We start from the raw sequence: 16,908 nt of genomic DNA on the forward strand, positions 1-16,908 counted from the left end.
TCACCGATCACCTACGAGAAGAGCACCCGGCCAGCGCCAGCTACGCTGGCCCCGGCCGCATAACCCCCGTGTCCAGGATCAGGGGTCAAGCCCCCAATGACTGCGCCGAGGTTCAGGTGGGGTAAGCGCACTGGTTGGACGCCGGTTACGCGTACCAGCAACGCGTCGCAGCGAGAGGAGCTGACGTTGATGACAGCGATCGGCCCGTCGGCTGCGGCGGGCAGCAGCGCCTTGACCCGGGGCGGGCGTAGGAAGTCGGCGAAGCCGTCGAGACCTCGAACTTTCGCGAGGATCTGATCACGCTCACGGGCGAGGGCCATCCGTCGCTCGGTGGTCAAATAGGCGTCAGTGTCTGGTATACGCACGGGTGAGTCCTGCCTTGTTTGTACCGGCGACTACGGTGGCGTTGCCGCAGGTGCATGCGTTCATAAGTCGCTCACCGCCCGCGACAACCGCGCCAGTTCCTCCACAAGATCCAGGAAAAGCGGGTTGTCGACGAACAACACAGTCAGGTCGGCGGGGATGCCCGGCGTCGACCGTAACGAATCCTCCACCTCGGCCCTGCTTGGAGCCTCCATCGTGAGCAGCAAAGCGGCTCCGCTCTCCGGCCACGCGCGGCAGACGGTGTCCATGCATCGCACAGCCAGCTGCATGTCGTGGAAGACGAGGATGTGAGGTCGGTCGTTGGCCCGGACGGTGAGGAATTCTCCCGAGGTCAACCCGATGAGGTGGTATCTCATTACGAGCGTTCCTCTGAGTCGAGCAGGGCGTTCAGCTGCCTCAACCGGGCCGCGAGTCCCGGTTCGTGTACCGCCAGCAGCGCTATGTCGTCGCTTGTGTCCATAACCTGCTGCCAAAGGACTGCGCGGCCGCTCTCCAGCAGTTCGATGGCGTCGTCGGGTCGCTCCGCGGCAAGCGCCGCAGCCGCTGCCGTGCTGGCCAGGCCCGTCCAGTCTTCCAGCATGCTTTCCCGGTCAGACCGGATCAGTCCGCGGCTGGCAGCCATGGGCAGTAGGCCGACGGCGGTGTGAAACGCGGCGATTGATGCGTTGTAATCCTCGATGCGCACGGCTACGGCGCCCCACATGCGCGCGGCGAGCACCCGAACCCTGACCGGCGCGAGTGTTGAGGTGGCGACTTCCTGCCAAATCTGCAGCGCTTCCGCCAGGTGCCGATCGCCGTCAGGGGCAACACGGTGGCGCCGGTACAGGGCATCGGCGAGCGCCCACCGTCGTCCTGCCAAGGCGGGATGGTTCGCGGCGGTCAGCGTGACAGACTCGCGGAAAAGGTCGGTGACCTCGTCAAGTTCGGATGCGGTGAGCGAATCGTCAAGCTTGGCCACGGCAAGTCGGGCGGTGGCGAGGTTGTGTAGGTATCGAGCGGCGTTTGCGCTATTCCGCGGCTGCAGCTCGACGGACTGATACAGGATGTCGACCGCTTCCCGGTAGTCGTTGCGCCGGAAGCCTGCGACGTTGCGGTCAGCGTCGCCTCGCACCTGCAGCAGAATCGCCAGGTTCGACAGGTGCAGCGCCCGAGTGGAATCAGAGGCGTCCTGCGGCTCTGCAGCTACAGCGGCGCGGCCGAGTTCCACGGCGAGGTCGAGATGCACCAAGTCGTCGGTGCGGTCGGCCTGACGCAAGTACGCCAGGGAGAGGTGGCTGAGCGCGTGAGCGTGACCGGTGTCCCCGGTGCCGGCCACGGCGATGGCCGCCCGTCCGACCGCGACGGCCACGTCGAGGTCACCGGAGTCGCCGAGGTGTTCATAGCGGGTGCGGTGGGCGGCGCCGAGATGGGACAGAATGTGGGCGGTGATCCCGGAGGTCGCCTCGGCAGCGGCCAAGGCACGCCTGCCGAGGCGGATGGCCTGGTCCAGGTCGGCGGGATCGCCTGCTTGCTCGAACCTCGTCCGCAGGTCGACGGAGTCCCGGAAGGTGCGATACGCCCAGCTGGGATCATCGCGGGGGGTGACATCGAAGGCCGGCGTCGCATGGGTGTCGCCATCAGGTGAATCATCGCCCTCGGCCGGGGACGACTGCTGGTGGACGACGAGTGCCAGCAGTGCCAGCGCCCGCGCGTGTTCGACGTGTCCGGGCGGCGCGGCGTCGGCAGCGGCCCGGTGCATGGCTGCGGCGGCGTCGAAATCGGCAGGGTCACCGCTGCGTTCGTGCCGTACCGACAGGTCCGCGCCCAGGTGGTTGAGGCTACGGGCCAGGCGCCAACCGCGGACGGGCCCGTCGGCGACGATGGACCGGTCGAGATCGATGATCTCGTTCAGGTCGGCGGGAGATCTGAGCCGTTCCCACCGATAACGCAGAACGTCGCGCAGGGTGGTCAACGCCATGATGCGCCCGATGTGACCGACCGGCGTAACCGCCAGCGCGTCCCGGGCGACCTGCAACGCTTCTGCTTCCACGGCGGCGTCGCCGCCGCCGTGCCGCAGGCGAGCGAGCAGAGTCCCGGCCAGGGTCGCCAGTTCTTGCGGCCGCAGATGCGGGGCAACATGATCAGTCAAGCCACGTGCCAGGGCGATGGCCTCATCGATGTCATCTTCGCGCCCGTCCATCTGAAACCGGTATCGCAGGGCGATGGCGAGCCGTTGACGGTCTACCCCGTCCTGCATCATGTCGTCAGCGGGCACCGCGACGGCCTCGCGATACAGGGTGACCGCCTCGTCGATGTCACGGCGCCCGTCCTGCGTGCCCGATCGTGACCTCATTCGCGTTACAAGCGCCGCGGCCAGGTTGGACCGGTATTCGCGCTGGGCCGGCGGGTTTTGCTCGGCCAGAATCACCGCCCGGCGGCCCCGACGGATCGCCTCGTCAATATCCGACCGGTCACCGGTCAGCTCGTAGCGTTGCCGCAAGGCGACCGAGAGGTTGGAAATCGCGCCCACACGTGCGTTCGAGGTACTCACGGCCGGATCATCGGCCACTTCCCGGAACACGGCGATGGCCTCGTCGAGGTCCGCGACCGCCCCCGTTGTCTCGTACCGTACGCGGAGGCCCGCGCCCAGGTTGTTTCGGCACAGGGACCACATGAGCTGATCGTGAGGCGTCTCCCTTACGGCGGTGCGGGCAACCTCGATGGCCTCCGACAGAGCGTCGACGTCCCCGGTCTGAAAGAAGCGGTCGTTCAGACCTGCCGAAAGGTCCGCCAGGAGGGCTGAACGCTCCACGGTTCCTGCACTGGCGATGCCGACACCGATCCGCGCTCGCGTGATCAGCTGGTTACGCAGCGCGACGCTGCCCGTTTCCCTTACGGCTGCCAGCATGTCGCCGACGTCGCGGCTCCACGCGGTCGCACCGATGCTCAGCGCATGCTGCCGTGCGAGCTCCTCGGCCAGACGCCGGTCGTCTTCGGCAAGAACATCCGCGTCGGCGAAGTACGCTGCCATCAGGCAGGTGATCCCCGACAATAGATCAACATCGGCGTCGCCCAGCTGGTGCCGCGCAAGGTAATACTCGGCCAGCACGGCGGCAAGTTCGGCGTCAAGACCGTACCGGTCTCCTCCGTAGCCAAGCTTCAGCGCCGACTTGTACAAGCCCGCCGCGAGGTCAGTGATCTCCGAGCTGAGAAGTTCGGCGTGGTCACCGCTGCGGGCACGGCTGATGCTGTCGATCAGACGGTCAACTCCGCCTACCGTGCTCACGGCCCCTCCACCAGTATGGGCAGCGGCGACACTGCCGAGTGTTAGACCCTGTGCGCAACCTCTTGGCCGTCCGCAGGATGCATGACGACCTCTGATCAATCGGCTCGACGTCATGCTCGGCCTGACGAAGGAAGAGGCCGACAGCCCATCCTTTACCAGCGGACCATGACGGTCCCGATGCAGTACAGCTCTGGGCTTGTCGGAAACCTGTCTGTCCTGTCAGTCTGCGATTGACCGCCGAAACTGAGACGTCCCGGCTCTGATCACTTGCATCAGGACCGGACGCGGCAGCCGCTGCCGATGTCGGTGATGACACCGGCACGGTCATATCAAGGCTGTGCGCAGGACCGCTTATCCGCCTCTGGCGCCCATCGGTCGGTAGTGCGCTCGGGCCTGGCACTGTGGTGGAATTCGCCTGGCGGCGACCCTGGGTACGCCATCCGCCGCGGCCGGAAAGCTCGGCGAGCTCGTCGACATCCAACTGGCCAAGGTAACGCGGCATTTCGACACAGGTATCACTCCGCCTGGAGTTTCGCCACCGACGATCACCGCCATGTCATCAACGTTCAGAGCTGGACAACTAAAGCCTCCGAGCGGTGTGCGTTAGCACGGCGTCGATCTGTGATCGGCTGTCTAAGCGGACACGTTGCGCCAGCTTGACGCGGATACGCCACCGCGTTCCTGCCGGCTCTCATCGAGCGACGCGGCTACTGCGAAGTCGGCTGGCGAGGGCAATGGTCGCCTCCTGGGGTTCGGCGTCGAGGTCGACCAGGGCTTTGGTCAGGGCGCGTAGGAGGGTACGGATGCCGTCGGGATCGCCGAGGGCGTGGCGCGCATGCATGGCGCGGGTGTAGAGGGCCTCGTTGTAGCGGTCCAGTGCGATGGCTTTGTCGAGCAGGTCGGATGCGGTCTGCGGTTCGGAGTCGATGAGGTCGTCTGCCAGCAGCAGATGCGCTTCGGTGCCCCAGCGGCGCACGGTCTCCCGATGCGGCGGAAGCCATTCGTAGTCCTGGCCGTCCGCCAGCGGCGCGCTGTAGAGGCCGCAAGCGGCAGTGAGTAGTTCGCGGCGGCGGGGGCCGGTGGCGATGGTGGCGGCGTGGAGCAGGTCGCGCAGTGTCCAGACGTCGACGTCGACGGTGGTGGGGTCGAGCCGGTATCGTCCGCCGCCCTTGACCAGGTAGGCGTTTCTCACGTCGGGGGTGGAGGCACGACCGAGCACGTGTCGCAGGTTGCTGGCGTTGGTGTGGACGCGTTGGTCGGCTTGGCTGAGGCGGGCGTCGGGCTCGAGGTATTCGCCGATGTCGCGGGTGGTGGCGCCGTCGGGGTGGCAGGCGAGGAACACAGCGAGTTCGAGGGCTTTGGCGCGTAGCGGCCGTCCGGGGTGGCTGATGTCGTCGATGTGCGGCGGCCCGAGCACCCGCAGTCGCGCCTTGACCCTCGGGGTGGCGTCGACAGGCGCGGTGACCGCTGCGGACCGGTCGGGAGACGTGGTGTCGGTTCGACTCACCTGCAACGCAACGGTCTGGGCTGGCGTGCCGGGTGACGGACTCGGGGCGGTTTCCCCGGTCTGTGCTTCCCGCAGGGTCGCAAGGATCTGCCGGGCGGTGTCGGTCTCGAGCACGGGCAGGCGCGGCGGGATCGGCGCCCCGGTCGGCCCGGACGCGACGGTGGTGTGGCCGTCCGAGGAGACGGTGATGGTGGTGCCGTGCGGCCATTCGCCGAGCAGCATGGCGGAGATGTCAACGTCGCCGCCGAGCGTGAGTGCGGTCTTCGTCTGCATGGAGGCGTTGGCGGGTGGGGCGGCGGTGATGAGCACGACCGGTGGTAAGGCTTCCTCGTCAGGGGCCTGCTGCCGCAGGGTGTCGAGATCGGTCAGCGCGTGCTCGTCGAGGATGCGGTTGCGGTGCAGGAGCCGTGCTTCGATCGCGGTGAGGGCATCACCGAGGCTGTCGACGATGTGCAGCCGTGGCCACGGCGCGCTGGCTGCCGTGACGGCGCCGAAAAGCGTCGCCATGGTGGTGGTGTCGATGATGACCTCACCGCGCGCGTGAGGGTGGTGGGGGCCTCCGGAGGCCAGGACTGCAGCGAGAGCAGCGCGGGCTGCGGCGTGCGCGCCGTCGCCGACGACGCCGATTCCGCCGCTCGGCAGTGACGCGAGCTCGGACACCAGGGCCGACGGTTCCGAGTCGCCGTTGTCCGTGGACGGTGGCTCGGTTGCGTGGGCGGCGATGGCGCGGCGGATCTGAACGACCGGTGGGGGCAGTTCGGTGGGTGGGTCGGTGTCGGGTTCGCCGATGTAGCGGCGTCGGCGCTGTAGCCACACCAGGGCGGTGGCGGCGCCGATCGCGGCGGCGAGTGACCAGGGCAGCCAACTGGAGGCCGACAGCTGCACCCCGTCTTCGTCCGAGACGACGGCGGGGTTGTGGGTGTCGGTGACTGGCGGCGTGACCGGCGAGGTGGCGGGCCTGGAGGCTGTCGACGATGGAGCCGGTGCGGACGCTGGTGTGCTCGGGGCCGGCGACGAGGTGGTGCCGGGGCTGGGCCTCGGTGCCTGGGCGGTCGCAGGTGGCTGCACGGCTGGTGGCTCAGGATGCGCGCTCGGCGAGGCGGACGGGATGGCCGGACGAGGTGTAGCCGGCGACGGTGGCTTGGGTGGCGTTGCGGGTGTGGCAGCCTTCGGTGGGCGGGCGTCGGCGGGCAGCCGGAGTTCCCACCCGGGGTAGATGAGGTCGCAGTCGCGCAGAATGCCGCCGGTGCCGGGGAAGTGGCGGTGTTTGTTCAGGTGGCAGATTTCCGGCCACCGGTTCGCGTCGCCGAGCCACTGCTTGGCGACCTTGGACAGGGTGTCGTGTCGCTCGACGGTGTAGAGGTAGCGCTGCTCGGCGACGTGGATGACGGCCGGCCCGCGGGCGACGGCCTGCCGAGGAACCTCCACCCGTTCCGCCGCCGTCGACGTGGTGGGCTGGTCCGGGGTGGTCGTGCGGACGAGAGTGCCGGCGGACGTGACGGCCAGCGCGGCGGTGCCGGCCAAGCCGAAGACGAGCCGGTGCAGCGGGGCCGGCAACCTGAGCGCGGGAATCCGCCACCGGGTCAGCACCGCGAGGACCTCGGCGAGCAGCAGCAGCGCGAAGACGCCCCACAGCAGCCACATCAGCCAAAGCGCCGCGCCGATGAGGACGTCGGGGGTGAATCGTCCGCTGGAGCGTGCGAACCAGTCCGGGATCTGCGACCAGGCCGGTAGGCGTCGCACCGGGTCGCCGCCGGCGGACCACAGTACCGCCGGCACCACGATCAGGAAGATGCCGGCGCCGACGGCAGCACGACCGGCCCTGGCCATTGACCGGGGCAGCGAACCACCGTGACACGGAGGCGATTCTCGCGGAGGGTGGACCGTGGGCCGTGCACCGTACTCGGCGAGCCTGTCGCCCTTGTCCGGGGACATCTGCGGCACCGATCCCTCCCCCGCAGTTGATCGTCAACCTCTTCGCATACACGAGGATGAACGTCTGCGGCCATCCCGCCGAGAAGGATTCTCACCATCCGCGCACAAAGGATCACGCGGAGACGATCACGGTTGACGTCACCGCTCCCCCACGCGCGAGACTGCCCCTCATGCCAAGCGGGGGCGCCAGACTGTCGATCGATCTCAGTTCCTCAGCCATCGCCGCCACCGTCAGCCGGCACGGCACGCGGGTACCGATCCTCATCGACGGTCGCCTCACCATGCCGCTGGGCGTCGCGTTCGGCCCCGCCGGCCAGCTCTACGTCGGCCTCGACAGCACCGCCGCGAGGTCCCTCCCGGCCGACCACCGGTTCGTCGACGACCCCGCCGGTCTGCTCGGCATGCCCGCCGACGCCGACACGGCGCAACCCGATCCGGTGGACCTGCTCGCCGCCGTCCTGCGGCACATCGGGTATTACGCCGCCCACCAGGTCGGCCAGCCGGCCGCCGAGCTCACCGTGGCCATCCCACCCGCCTGGGGGCCACGCCGCCGCGGACACGTCAGCGAAGCGGCATCTCGAGCGGGACTGCCCTCTCCCGCCCTGGTCACCGCACCCGCCGCCCTCGCCACCTACACCGCCGCGCTCGGCCTGACCTCACCCGAAGGCTCCTGCGTGCTCGTCTGCCAAGCGGACCGCCACCCGGCAACCCTCACCGTCCTGCAGACTGCCGACGACGGCTATCGCGAACTGGCAACCCGGCAGCTCGACGGCGTACCCAACCTGGACCACCTCATCACCCATCGCGTTGTGCACACCGTGACCGCCGACAACGACCCCCTCCGAACCGCGATCACCCAACCGGCGGACGACACCGCGGCCAGCCGCCTCGCACTCCTGGAATCCGTCCGCACCGCCCGTCACCTGCTCGCCGACCAGGAGCGGGCGCCGATCCTGCTGCCCGCACCCCGACAGCCCGCGGTCATCACCCGAGACGACATCACCACCGCCGCGCAGCCCCTGCTCGATCAGATACCCGGCGTAGTCCACGACCTGCTCGACGCCGCCGACATCGACCGCGAACACCTCACCGCGGTCGTCCTGCGCCCGGCTGATGCCCTACCCGCTCTCACCGACCAGCTCACCGACACGACCGGCGTCACTCCGACCCTCGTCGAGCACCCCCATGCCCTCGCCGACGCAGCCCTGACCCTCACCGCCACCCACCAGCCAGGGCTGCCGGCCGGCGCCGCCCGGCTACCCCGCGTGCGGCTGCGGATCAGCGACCTCACCGGCGCCCTGCTCATCGGCGCGTCCTCGCTGACGCTGCTCCTGCAAGCCGTCCTCACCGCCGACATCACCACCGTCAACGGCTGGGTCGTCGGCGCCCGCACCTCACTACCGCAACTCGGCACCGCCGGCGCACTCGCCATGCTCACGGCCTTCGCCGTCGCACACCTGGCACCCACCACCTGGCTCGCCGGCACGGCCACCGCGTCAACACCCGAACCCACCACCGGCAACCTCATCCGACGGGGATACCTCACCGCCGCCGTCGGCGGCGCCATCGCCGCCACCCTCTACGGGCTCGCCACCGGCACAGCCGTCGGATTCGACTACAGCCCCTACCTCAGATGGACCCTCGGCGCCGCCCTGCCCCTGGCCGTCTGCGCCGCCCTCATCGCCGCCACCGCACCCCGCATCCCCGCCGACGCGCTGCCCACCTGGCTCACCCTGACCCGCCCCGCCATCACCCACGCGCTCCTCGCCGCCGCCGGCATCTTCCTCATGCGCGCGGCCCTCACCCTCACCACCCCCATCCAGACGAACGCCACCGCCGGCATAGCCGGCAGCCTCGGCGCGGCCCTCCTCGGCGCAGCCACCGCCCTGACCGCCAGCCGCGGCCGCCTGATCCGCGCCATCACCACACCTGGTCTTGCCGTCGGCTACGCCCTCGTCTTCAGCTACAACACCAGCGGCGCCCTGGCTGTTGGCTACCTCGTCGCTCTCACCTGGTGGGGCGCCCAACTCACCGCCCACACCCTGCGGCTGGCCTTCCCTACCGTAGGGACAACACTGCGACGACTCGTCGACCGCACCTAGGGAGCGTCGCTCGGATCAAGGCGGCTCGTTGACGAAGCGTGCCGGCTCGTCGATGGATCTCATGAGATGTGGGCGCGGCTGCAGCCGTATGTGCCGGACCGGTCGCCGCAGCGCGGCGGCCGGTGGGCCGATCACCGTGAAGTGATCGAAACGATCGCGTGGAAGTACCGCACGGGGTCGCCGTGGCACGACCTGCCCGCCGAGTTCGGTTCCTGGAAGGGGGCCTACTCGCGGTTGCGGCGGTGGACCCTCGACGGGACGTGGCAGCGGCTGCTGACCGCGGTGCAGGCCGACGCTGATGCCGCCGGTGAGCTCGACTGGCTGGTCACCGCAGTTGACTCCACGGCGGTCCGGGCCCACCAGCACGCCGCCGGACTCCGGCCGGGAAAAGACCACCGTGCCACGAGCCGGTCGACCACCGCCTCGGCCGGTCGTGAGGCGGCCTGACCACCGAGGTCCATCTGGCCGCGGAGTCGCGCTGCCGGCGGATGAGCCTGCTCGTCACCGCTGGCCAACCCGGCGACGCGCCCCAGTTCAAAGCAGTCATGAACGCCATCGCGGTACCTCGTCGAGGACCCGGACGTCCACGGCAACACCGTCGTGTGGGACGCAGGCAGTACCCGACCCTTGTGCGGGACGCATGCCCCTTGACGGACCACTTGCATTTTGCAAGCATGGCCCACATGAGCCTCTTCATCACCTGCCCGGTCGAGAGCGTCGAGCGCGCAACCGCCTTCTACACGGCCCTCGGCTGGGCCCTTAACACCGAGATGTCCGACCACAATGTGTCGTGCTTCGCGATCGCGCCCGAGCAGTACGTCATGCTCGGCAGCCGCGAGATGTACGCGAGCGTCGGCGGAGTCGAAGAGCTGATCGGCGGACCTCAGACGCCCTCGAAGGTCACGGTCTCGTTCAACCTCGGCAGCCGCGAGGAGGTCGACGAGCTCGTTGACCGCGCCGGCGCCGCCGGCGGGCGGATCGGTGACACCGACGACTACCCCTTCATGTACCAGCGCCAATTCGACGACCCCGACGGCTACCACTACTCACCGTTCTGGATGAAGGCCGACGCCGATCCGACCGCGTGAGCGACCTCGCCGCGGCCCTCGACATCGTCGGAGCACGATGGGCCCTGCTCATCGTGGAACGGCTGCTCGACGGGCCACAACGCTACGGCGATCTGCAGCGCGACCTCGGCGTGCCGACGAACATGCTCGCGACACGCCTGCGCGAGCTCGAAGCGGCTGGCGTGCTGATCCGCCTGCCCCTTCGACACAACACGCGGGCCTATGCGCTGACCGATCGCGGGCTCGCCTTGCGCGAGGCGATCGTCGCACTCGGCAACTGGGGCAAGAACGACGCCTAGGAACCATCTGTCGATCACTTCACGGTGATCGGCCCACCGGCCGCCGCGCTGCGGCGACCGGTCCGGCACATACGGCTGCAGCCGCGCGCCCACATCTCATCAGAGACCCATCGACGAACCGGCACGCTTCGTCAACGAGCCGCCTTGATCCGAGCGACGCTCCCTGGACGGGCCCGGAGACCGCATTGAACAAGAGATTGACCGAGCATCTCGGCTACGAGAGACGCGATCCGGCCGCTGCAAGGCGGGCAACATCCGCAACGGCAGCCGACCGAAGGTTGCCCTGATCGACGCGGCGCATGGTACGTCGGTCAACATGGAAACGATCTACGGATCACCGACTGCCGGTAAGCACGCCGTTGACCGTCCACGACTTGGTCACGTTCTCCAAGCAGCAGTACACCAGCTCAGTGATACCGGTCTTCTCGACCGCTACGACGGTGTCGCTTTCGAGTGCGAAACGTACCGGTCTGGCCCCAAAAAAACCGCTCGCGCTTCTCCTGCGTCAGAAAGTCGCGTGGGTCCATGCAGAACCGGCGCAGGCTCAGCCGGTAGAGCGGTGCCTGCTGGCCCGGCCTGAACGGGCTGTCCTCGCGGTGCAACACGACGAGGCTCGTGATGACGCCCGCCTTGAGGAGGCCGGCAGGGGCATCGGTCAGGATCGGCTCGTTCTTGTTGAACAGCGTTACGACGCCACGCTTGTCAACGTGTCCGCCGGCAGCGAGCCAGCCAGCCATGAAGCCGCGCCAAGACGATGGCGTCTTCTCAGTGGAGGGAAACTCGCGCTTCCACGCGCGCGGCAGCCGGCCGACATAGCCGACGCCGTCACCATGAACCTGCACCCGGTGGCCGAACTTCTCAAAGATGGACAGCAGCTCGCGCTCCTCGTCGCTGTAGATCCGGATGTACGCCTTGCCCGGCTCCCCAGCGGGGGTGTCGCTGGTTGTGCTGCCGTCGCCGTAGATGATGCCCCGCATGACGCCGACCCAATAGTCGCCGTCCTCGGCCGGGCGTGGAGCCGACATGACGGGGACCTTCTCGCCAACCAGGTCGGGGGTGGTCAACTTGGTGCGACTACGGACGGTGTACCAGACGTGCTCTGCGGTCGAGATGACTTCACGGCCGGACTCGAACTTGATGCGGTAGGTCTCCTGCTCACCCGAGCAGGAGACCTAGCTTGATCTTTAACCTGTGCGGCGTGGCCTCGGGTTATTCGAAGTCTTCGTTTTCTTCGTGCCACCGTTCGGTTTTGTGCTGGTAGCAGCGGTGACGATGTGGACGTCGTGGCGGGCTGCGGGGTGGTGGTTGCGTAGTCCGGGTGGTCGGCCGGGTCCTGGCCGGGAGGGTTTCGGCGCGCAGGCGGGGTTGCCGGCTTTGGCGCGTAGGTGCCGAAAGCCTCGGCGGACGCGGGCGGGCGTGAGTCGTTCGGGCGGTGCGGGGCGTTCCCAGGGCCGACGCAGGTCGCCGACAGCGCCCCGGGCGAGGCGTAGCTGGGTGTAGGCGGCCAGCACGAGCCAGGTCCAGCGGTCGGCGGCGTGCGGGTCGCGCGGTTTCGGGCTGGTCCAGCCGAGGGTCTGTTTGAGCATGCGGAAGGTGTGTTCGATGTCGAAGCGGCGCAGGAACGCCTACCAGAGCAGGTCAACCTGGGCGTCAGTAGCGGTTGCCTGCGACCACCAGAGCCAGACTGGTTTCGCGGTGGCGCCGCTGGGCAGCCGGTCGACGGTCAGCAGGATCACGGTGCCTTCGATGATCGGCAGCGGGCCGTGTTGGGCGGTCCAGGCGGTGCGGTGGGTCAGCCTCGGGTGCAGCCGGTGCCAGGCCCGCACGGTCGCGGTGCCGTAGAGACGGGTGTCGGTGGTCGTGGCGACGCCCGGGTCGCCCCAGCTGCCCGGGTCACCGAAGATGAACTCGCCGCCGTGGCGGGGCGGGCGGCCGGTGGTGGCGGGTAGCCGGGGTGGCGCGGGTCGGCGCAGCACCCGGTCCGACCGCATCCGCACCAGAACCTGAACGGGTAGATCGGCCAGCAGGAACGCCAGCCGGGGCCCGTCGTAGCCGGCATCCGCGACGATCCACATGTCCGGATCACCAGGCTGCCACTGTCCGGCAGCGATCAGCCGCTGCACCACATCCCGCATCTGGTGGCGGTGACCGTGCCGGCGTCGTCGCCGGGGACCAGCCGGCGGGCGTCCAACGGCGCGGTCCACGAGGTGCGCCCGGCCTCCAAGGCGGTGACGAATGAGTACGGCCAGCCCGGAACCCCGATGTGGGTGTCCTTGCCGCGCCCGTAGGTGTGGCACAGCACCCGCTCCGGGCAGGTGTGCGCCTCCGGCCGCAGCCAGCAGGTCACGTCCACCGTCAGGACGATCCGCCCGTCCGCGGCGCGCGGCAGCGGCACCGCCGCCACCGCGGTCCGCAGCCGCTCGATGTCGATCCGGCCGCGGTTCAACGCCGCGTACAGCGAGCCGTGACCGCGGCGGTGCTCACCCACCAGCGACAACTCCACCAGAGACCGCACCGGCGCGTCACCGCACAACAGCGCGTCTGCCAGCTCGAACAACGCATCCCCGCGAGCGGTCAGACAGGCGTGGAACTCACGCCGGAACGCGGCCAGCCGCCCGACCGCGTCGAACGCTCCAGCATCGTGCACACTGATCACCAGACAGCCCTTGGTTTGCGATCTTCTTCCCTAGACAAGAGGAATGATCGATCAAGGGCTGTCCTCATGATCAGCCGGGGTCGATGCCACTGCCCGACAGGTTAAAGATCAAGCTAGTCCCAGGCTGATTCCTTCAGCCTAAACCAGCACGGATCCGTTGGTGACCGGCCCACTGTCGGCAGCGCTGTTGCTGATTACCCCGGGCGTTCACATATCGGCGGGGAGCAGTGCGTCCCAGTGGTCGTTGTTGGTGTACAAGAGGTGTACCTCTATCGACCGAACTTGTCCGTCCGGGTCGAGGCAGTAGGAGCCTCCTGCTAGGTTGTGGACGTATATGCGCGCGTCGAGCGTTTCGGCGAGCAGGGAGACGAACGCATCGCCGATATCGCTGTTCCAACTGGCGCTCCAGTCACGGACGGCATCCGCAAAGGCTCCGCGCGCATTTTCGTCTAGCGAAGTCGGCCAGCCGGCGCCGCTCGTAACGCCGCCGGATACGTGGATATCAATTAACGGTTGCAGGAAATCTGGCATATAGCGGAATGTCGCTGGGTCGCGAACAATTCGCGCCAGTCGGTTGGCCACGACCTGCGCCGCATTGACGAAATCCGGATCTCTGCTTACTGCTTCCGCGGCTGCTGGTGGGTATTGCGCGAGTTCATCCAGCCATTCGGCAACGATGGCATCCCGCGGGTCGTTATCGAAGCTGGAATCCGGCAGTCTCAGCAGCGCTGCCACCTGCGTGGGCGCGGACAATATCACGGAGTAGAGCAGACACCAGCCGTTGCCCGGCACCCGAACAAGCACTCGTGGCAACTCTGGCTGGAGGTGCCTGGGCGTGGGGGGCAACGGTGAGCCATCGAACATCGGCAGATCGTCAGGATTGAGCGATAGTGGGCCATACGTCTCCTCGAACTCGCGCCGCCACTCGTCGAACAGCAGGTCGGTGTCTTCTGCTGTCTCACCCACGCCGACAGCGGGCATGGGCACATCGACGGGGGGCCCGTCTTCTGCATCGATTTGGAAGGGGTAGGCGTTGCTGGCGGTGGCTGGTTGGGCGGCGCTGGCGTGTGAGGGGTGAGTGGGAAAGATCGGTAGTGGGCCATGCGTATTCTCGAACTCGCGGCGCCACTCGTTGGATAGCCGGTCGGTGTTTTCCGCCACCTCGGGGGACGCCGGCTGGCACTGCGGTGGGGGTGTGGTTCCGCGAGGTCGCGCGTGGGGTGCCGGGGAGGCGGCGACGGCATCGACGACGCTGCGGCGCGGTCCATCATCCTTGTGTACTAACCAATACGATATCCGCTTGTTACCTTCGCTACGCGCCGCTTGCGGGATCCGCCAATCGGCATCAATCTCGGAAAGGGATCTGCGCGCTTCAGAAAGAGCGGATTTCAGGCGGCCAGGTTTGAGAGGGAAGGCGGGGTTCAAGGCGTTGTAGGCCGCCACGAGGGCTGTTGTCGAGACGGATTTTCTTGGATTCTCGACCCGGGCTCTGATCAATTTCCGCAGAACCGCACCCGCCACCAGACCCAAGGACACGGGTTCATTCGCCGGGGCATGAATGTTGGTGAGCCGACACTCCTCTGGGTAAAATTCCAGCCTGATCCCTGGAAGTTCGAGGACATCGTCCGGGGGCAGCTCAATTCCCCCTAACCGATACCCAAAATACTGCGGAGTGGGAGACAGAATCTCCAGGTCGGAATGGATTTCTATAAGCTTATCCCGCAGTTGCCCGACGGCATACGCGCGCCACCGATCAGGTGGCTTCGGTAGGGCTGGCCTGAGAGCGCGGTACGCCTTGTTTAAGTCTGCATCCGAACATATGCCCTTCCCTGGGCTCCTATAATGAGCGCTGATTAGTTCACGCAGCACTACGGCCTGCGTAGATGTGAGCTCCACTCGCTCATTCGTCTGCGTGTTGATCAGTGTCGACTTGTGAGGGTGGCGGAAGATCAGGCTGATCTTCAGCTCGTCCGACGTTCTTGTGAGAGCTGGGACGTCGTCGGCGTGTCGGCGGGGTGCGCCGTAGCGGTGGTCCAGTGGTAGCTCGATCAGTGCCTGGGCGGTGGATTCGGATTGGGTGGTCCGTCGTGCTTGCGTCGGGGCGGCTCGTTGGCTGTTGGTGGTGTGTTCGTCGGGGTGTGGCTCGCGGGTGGCGACGCTGACAGCGGTGCCGGTGGGGTCGAGGATGATGGCTTGGGCGTGCAGGGGGGTGCCCAGGCGTGCGTGGACGGTGGCTCGGTCGGGGTGGTCGATGAGTCGGTCACCGGGTGGGTTTTGGGGCTCGAGCCACTGCAGTGGTCGCTGGGCGTCGGTGCTGTGGTGCAGGACGAGTGCGTGGCCGATGTCGTGGGGTCGTTGTTGCAGGACGAGGGCGGTGCTTCCGGGTCCGGCCGTGGTGAGGTGGCCTTCGAGGTCGTTCCAGGAGCGAACGGGTTGCCATCGCAGGCCGTGACCGATCTGGTCGGTGACGTGTCCGGTGTTGAGCCAGCCGTCGTCGGTGGTGTGTCGGGCGCGGGCGATGGGTGCGCGGTGTGGGTAGAGCTCCTGTTGGATCTCGGTGAGCATCTCGACGCACAGTTGGGCTCGTCGACTGTCGTCGATCAGGTGATCTGTTGGGCTGGGGCGTGGTCGGTCGGCGACGCGGTCCACGATGTGTCGCACGGTGGTGAGGTCGTAGGCGACGGGTGTCTGTTCGCCGGGCGCGGTGCGGGGGGCTTGTCGTGGGGCGTCGGCCGCGAGCGTGGTGGGGTCTGTCGGGTCCGGCCCGGTGGCGGAGGCCGGTGACGTGGTGGTGGGTCCGTCGGTGATGGTGGCGGATGTCGTGGTGGTGGCAGGCGGGGCGGACCAGGCGCCAGGAACAGCCAACGGCGCGGGTGGGGAAGTGTCGCTGGCCGCGGGGGCGTCGCTGGTCGTGGGGGTGTCGCTGTCGGGTGGGGAAGCGGTGAACGTGTCGACCTGTTCACCTGTCGAGGGGTTGGATCCGTGGTGAAGGTCCGGGTGCGGGGCCGCGGCCGTGTCGTTGGGTGGGTGGGATGGTGAGAGCGCAGGGTTTGTGAGCGGTTCGGGCCCGGATGCGGTGCTGGAGGTGGCCGCGGTCGGGGTGTGCGCAGGGGGTGATGACACCCGCGGGGTGTGTGGCGAGTCCGGGGAGGTAGCTGTGGTCGGGGAGACGCCGAGCGTCGACGGCTGGCCGGGAGTCGGTGGGACTCTCCCGCCGGTCGCGGAGGCCGATCCGCCCACGACCCCGGCGCCAGGCACAGTCGCACCATCGGTGCTCGTGCCAGCCGCACCCACGCCCGTGCCCGTACCTGCACCCGTGCCGGCAGCCGTGCCCGTGCCGGTGCCGGCGGCTGTGCCGACGGTTGCTTCGGTGCCGGCTGCTGCGCCCACGCCGGGGTGGGTTTCGGTGTATCCGGGCGGCGGCCCGACCGGCGGCGCAGACGTCGAATACGCCAGGGGTGGGGGTTCATAGGCGGGTACCGGGTCGGTGTCCGCGATCGTGTCCGGGTTGTCGGTCGAGGGTGTGGAGGTTCCCGACGGTCTCGGTCCGCCGGTCGTTCTCCCGTCGCCGGTCACCGTGTCGCGGGCGGCGCCGACACCGTGGAACGTCAGCCTGTTCAGCGCCGAGGAGACCGCGGTGGGTCCGAGGATGCCGTGGTCGATCTGACCGTTCATGATCAAACCGACGACCAC

General features: G+C 68.1%; 11 protein-coding genes and 1 pseudogene. 6 read left to right on the forward strand and 6 right to left on the reverse strand.

What is annotated here, in order from left to right; all coding sequences use genetic code 11:
• Window positions 1-425 precede the first annotated feature (425 nt).
• From ACIBTV_RS31110 to ACIBTV_RS31120, 3 genes are all read right to left on the reverse strand, one after another.
• Complete coding sequence (locus tag ACIBTV_RS31110; RefSeq protein WP_396710719.1) at window positions 426-740, reverse strand: hypothetical protein; 315 nt, start codon at window positions 738-740, stop codon at window positions 426-428.
• Window positions 740-3,649, reverse strand: coding sequence for a hypothetical protein (locus tag ACIBTV_RS31115; protein ID WP_396710721.1), 2,910 nt, complete (start codon window positions 3,647-3,649; stop codon window positions 740-742). The genes ACIBTV_RS31110 and ACIBTV_RS31115 overlap by 1 nt, the downstream gene beginning before the upstream one ends.
• Window positions 3,650-4,340: 691 nt before the next feature.
• Window positions 4,341-6,986, reverse strand: a complete 2,646-nt coding sequence (locus ACIBTV_RS31120; RefSeq protein ID WP_396710723.1) for a transcriptional regulator — start codon at window positions 6,984-6,986, stop codon at window positions 4,341-4,343.
• 275 nt (window positions 6,987-7,261) lie between these two features.
• Here ACIBTV_RS31120 and ACIBTV_RS31125 point away from each other — a divergent pair, with 275 nt between their 5' ends.
• The 4 genes from ACIBTV_RS31125 to ACIBTV_RS31140 all read left to right on the forward strand — a co-directional run bounded on the left by ACIBTV_RS31125 (window position 7,262) and on the right by ACIBTV_RS31140 (window position 10,559).
• Window positions 7,262-9,193: a hypothetical protein gene (locus ACIBTV_RS31125; RefSeq protein ID WP_396710725.1), complete on the forward strand. Its 1,932-nt coding sequence runs from the start codon at window positions 7,262-7,264 to the stop codon at window positions 9,191-9,193.
• A gap of 66 nt (window positions 9,194-9,259) precedes the next feature.
• A complete protein-coding gene (locus ACIBTV_RS31130) occupies window positions 9,260-9,640 on the forward strand; it encodes a transposase (protein WP_396710726.1) in 381 nt (126 codons plus the stop codon).
• 236 nt (window positions 9,641-9,876) lie between these two features.
• Window positions 9,877-10,281 (forward strand): VOC family protein, encoded by a 405-nt coding sequence (locus ACIBTV_RS31135; RefSeq protein ID WP_396710728.1) that lies wholly within the window; start codon window positions 9,877-9,879, stop codon window positions 10,279-10,281.
• Entirely contained in the window at window positions 10,278-10,559 is a 282-nt protein-coding gene (locus ACIBTV_RS31140; protein WP_396710730.1) for a winged helix-turn-helix transcriptional regulator, read from the forward strand. Before ACIBTV_RS31135 ends, ACIBTV_RS31140 begins: the two co-directional genes overlap by 4 nt.
• A gap of 407 nt (window positions 10,560-10,966) precedes the next feature.
• On the opposite strand, the gene ACIBTV_RS31145 is transcribed toward ACIBTV_RS31140, so the two are convergent.
• From ACIBTV_RS31145 to ACIBTV_RS31155, 3 genes and pseudogenes are all read right to left on the reverse strand, one after another.
• Entirely contained in the window at window positions 10,967-11,623 is a 657-nt protein-coding gene (locus ACIBTV_RS31145) for a hypothetical protein (protein WP_396710732.1), read from the reverse strand.
• A 120-nt stretch (window positions 11,624-11,743) separates the two neighbouring features.
• Window positions 11,744-13,215, reverse strand: a pseudogene (locus tag ACIBTV_RS31150) (NF041680 family putative transposase).
• Between the two features lie 207 nt (window positions 13,216-13,422).
• Window positions 13,423-15,864 carry an OTU domain-containing protein gene (locus ACIBTV_RS31155; RefSeq protein ID WP_396710734.1) on the reverse strand — a complete coding sequence of 814 codons (2,442 nt, stop codon included), beginning with the start codon at window positions 15,862-15,864 and terminating at the stop codon, window positions 13,423-13,425.
• A gap of 118 nt (window positions 15,865-15,982) precedes the next feature.
• On the opposite strand from ACIBTV_RS31155, the gene ACIBTV_RS31160 reads away from it, so the two are divergent.
• Window positions 15,983-16,204, forward strand: coding sequence for a hypothetical protein (locus tag ACIBTV_RS31160; protein ID WP_396710736.1), 222 nt, complete (start codon window positions 15,983-15,985; stop codon window positions 16,202-16,204).
• Between the two features lie 498 nt (window positions 16,205-16,702).
• Entirely contained in the window at window positions 16,703-16,882 is a 180-nt protein-coding gene (locus ACIBTV_RS31165) for a hypothetical protein (RefSeq protein ID WP_396710738.1), read from the forward strand.
• Window positions 16,883-16,908 lie beyond the last annotated feature (26 nt).

The organism is Micromonospora sp. NPDC049366, from assembly GCF_044466625.1.
In the GTDB taxonomy this organism is placed as follows: domain Bacteria; phylum Actinomycetota; class Actinomycetes; order Mycobacteriales; family Micromonosporaceae; genus Micromonospora.

Bases quoted from the DNA above. Each gene is read 5' to 3' on its own strand.
- ACIBTV_RS31110 (WP_396710719.1), bottom strand. From the start codon at position 740: ATGAGATACCACCTCATCGGGTTGACCTCGGGAGAATTCCTCACCGTC.
- ACIBTV_RS31120 (WP_396710723.1), bottom strand. From the start codon at position 6,986: ATGGCCAGGGCCGGTCGTGCTGCCGTCGGCGCCGGCATCTTCCTGATC.
- ACIBTV_RS31125 (WP_396710725.1), top strand. From the start codon at position 7,262: ATGCCAAGCGGGGGCGCCAGACTGTCGATCGATCTCAGTTCCTCAGCC.
- ACIBTV_RS31130 (WP_396710726.1), top strand. From the start codon at position 9,260: ATGTGGGCGCGGCTGCAGCCGTATGTGCCGGACCGGTCGCCGCAGCGC.
- ACIBTV_RS31135 (WP_396710728.1), top strand. From the start codon at position 9,877: ATGAGCCTCTTCATCACCTGCCCGGTCGAGAGCGTCGAGCGCGCAACC.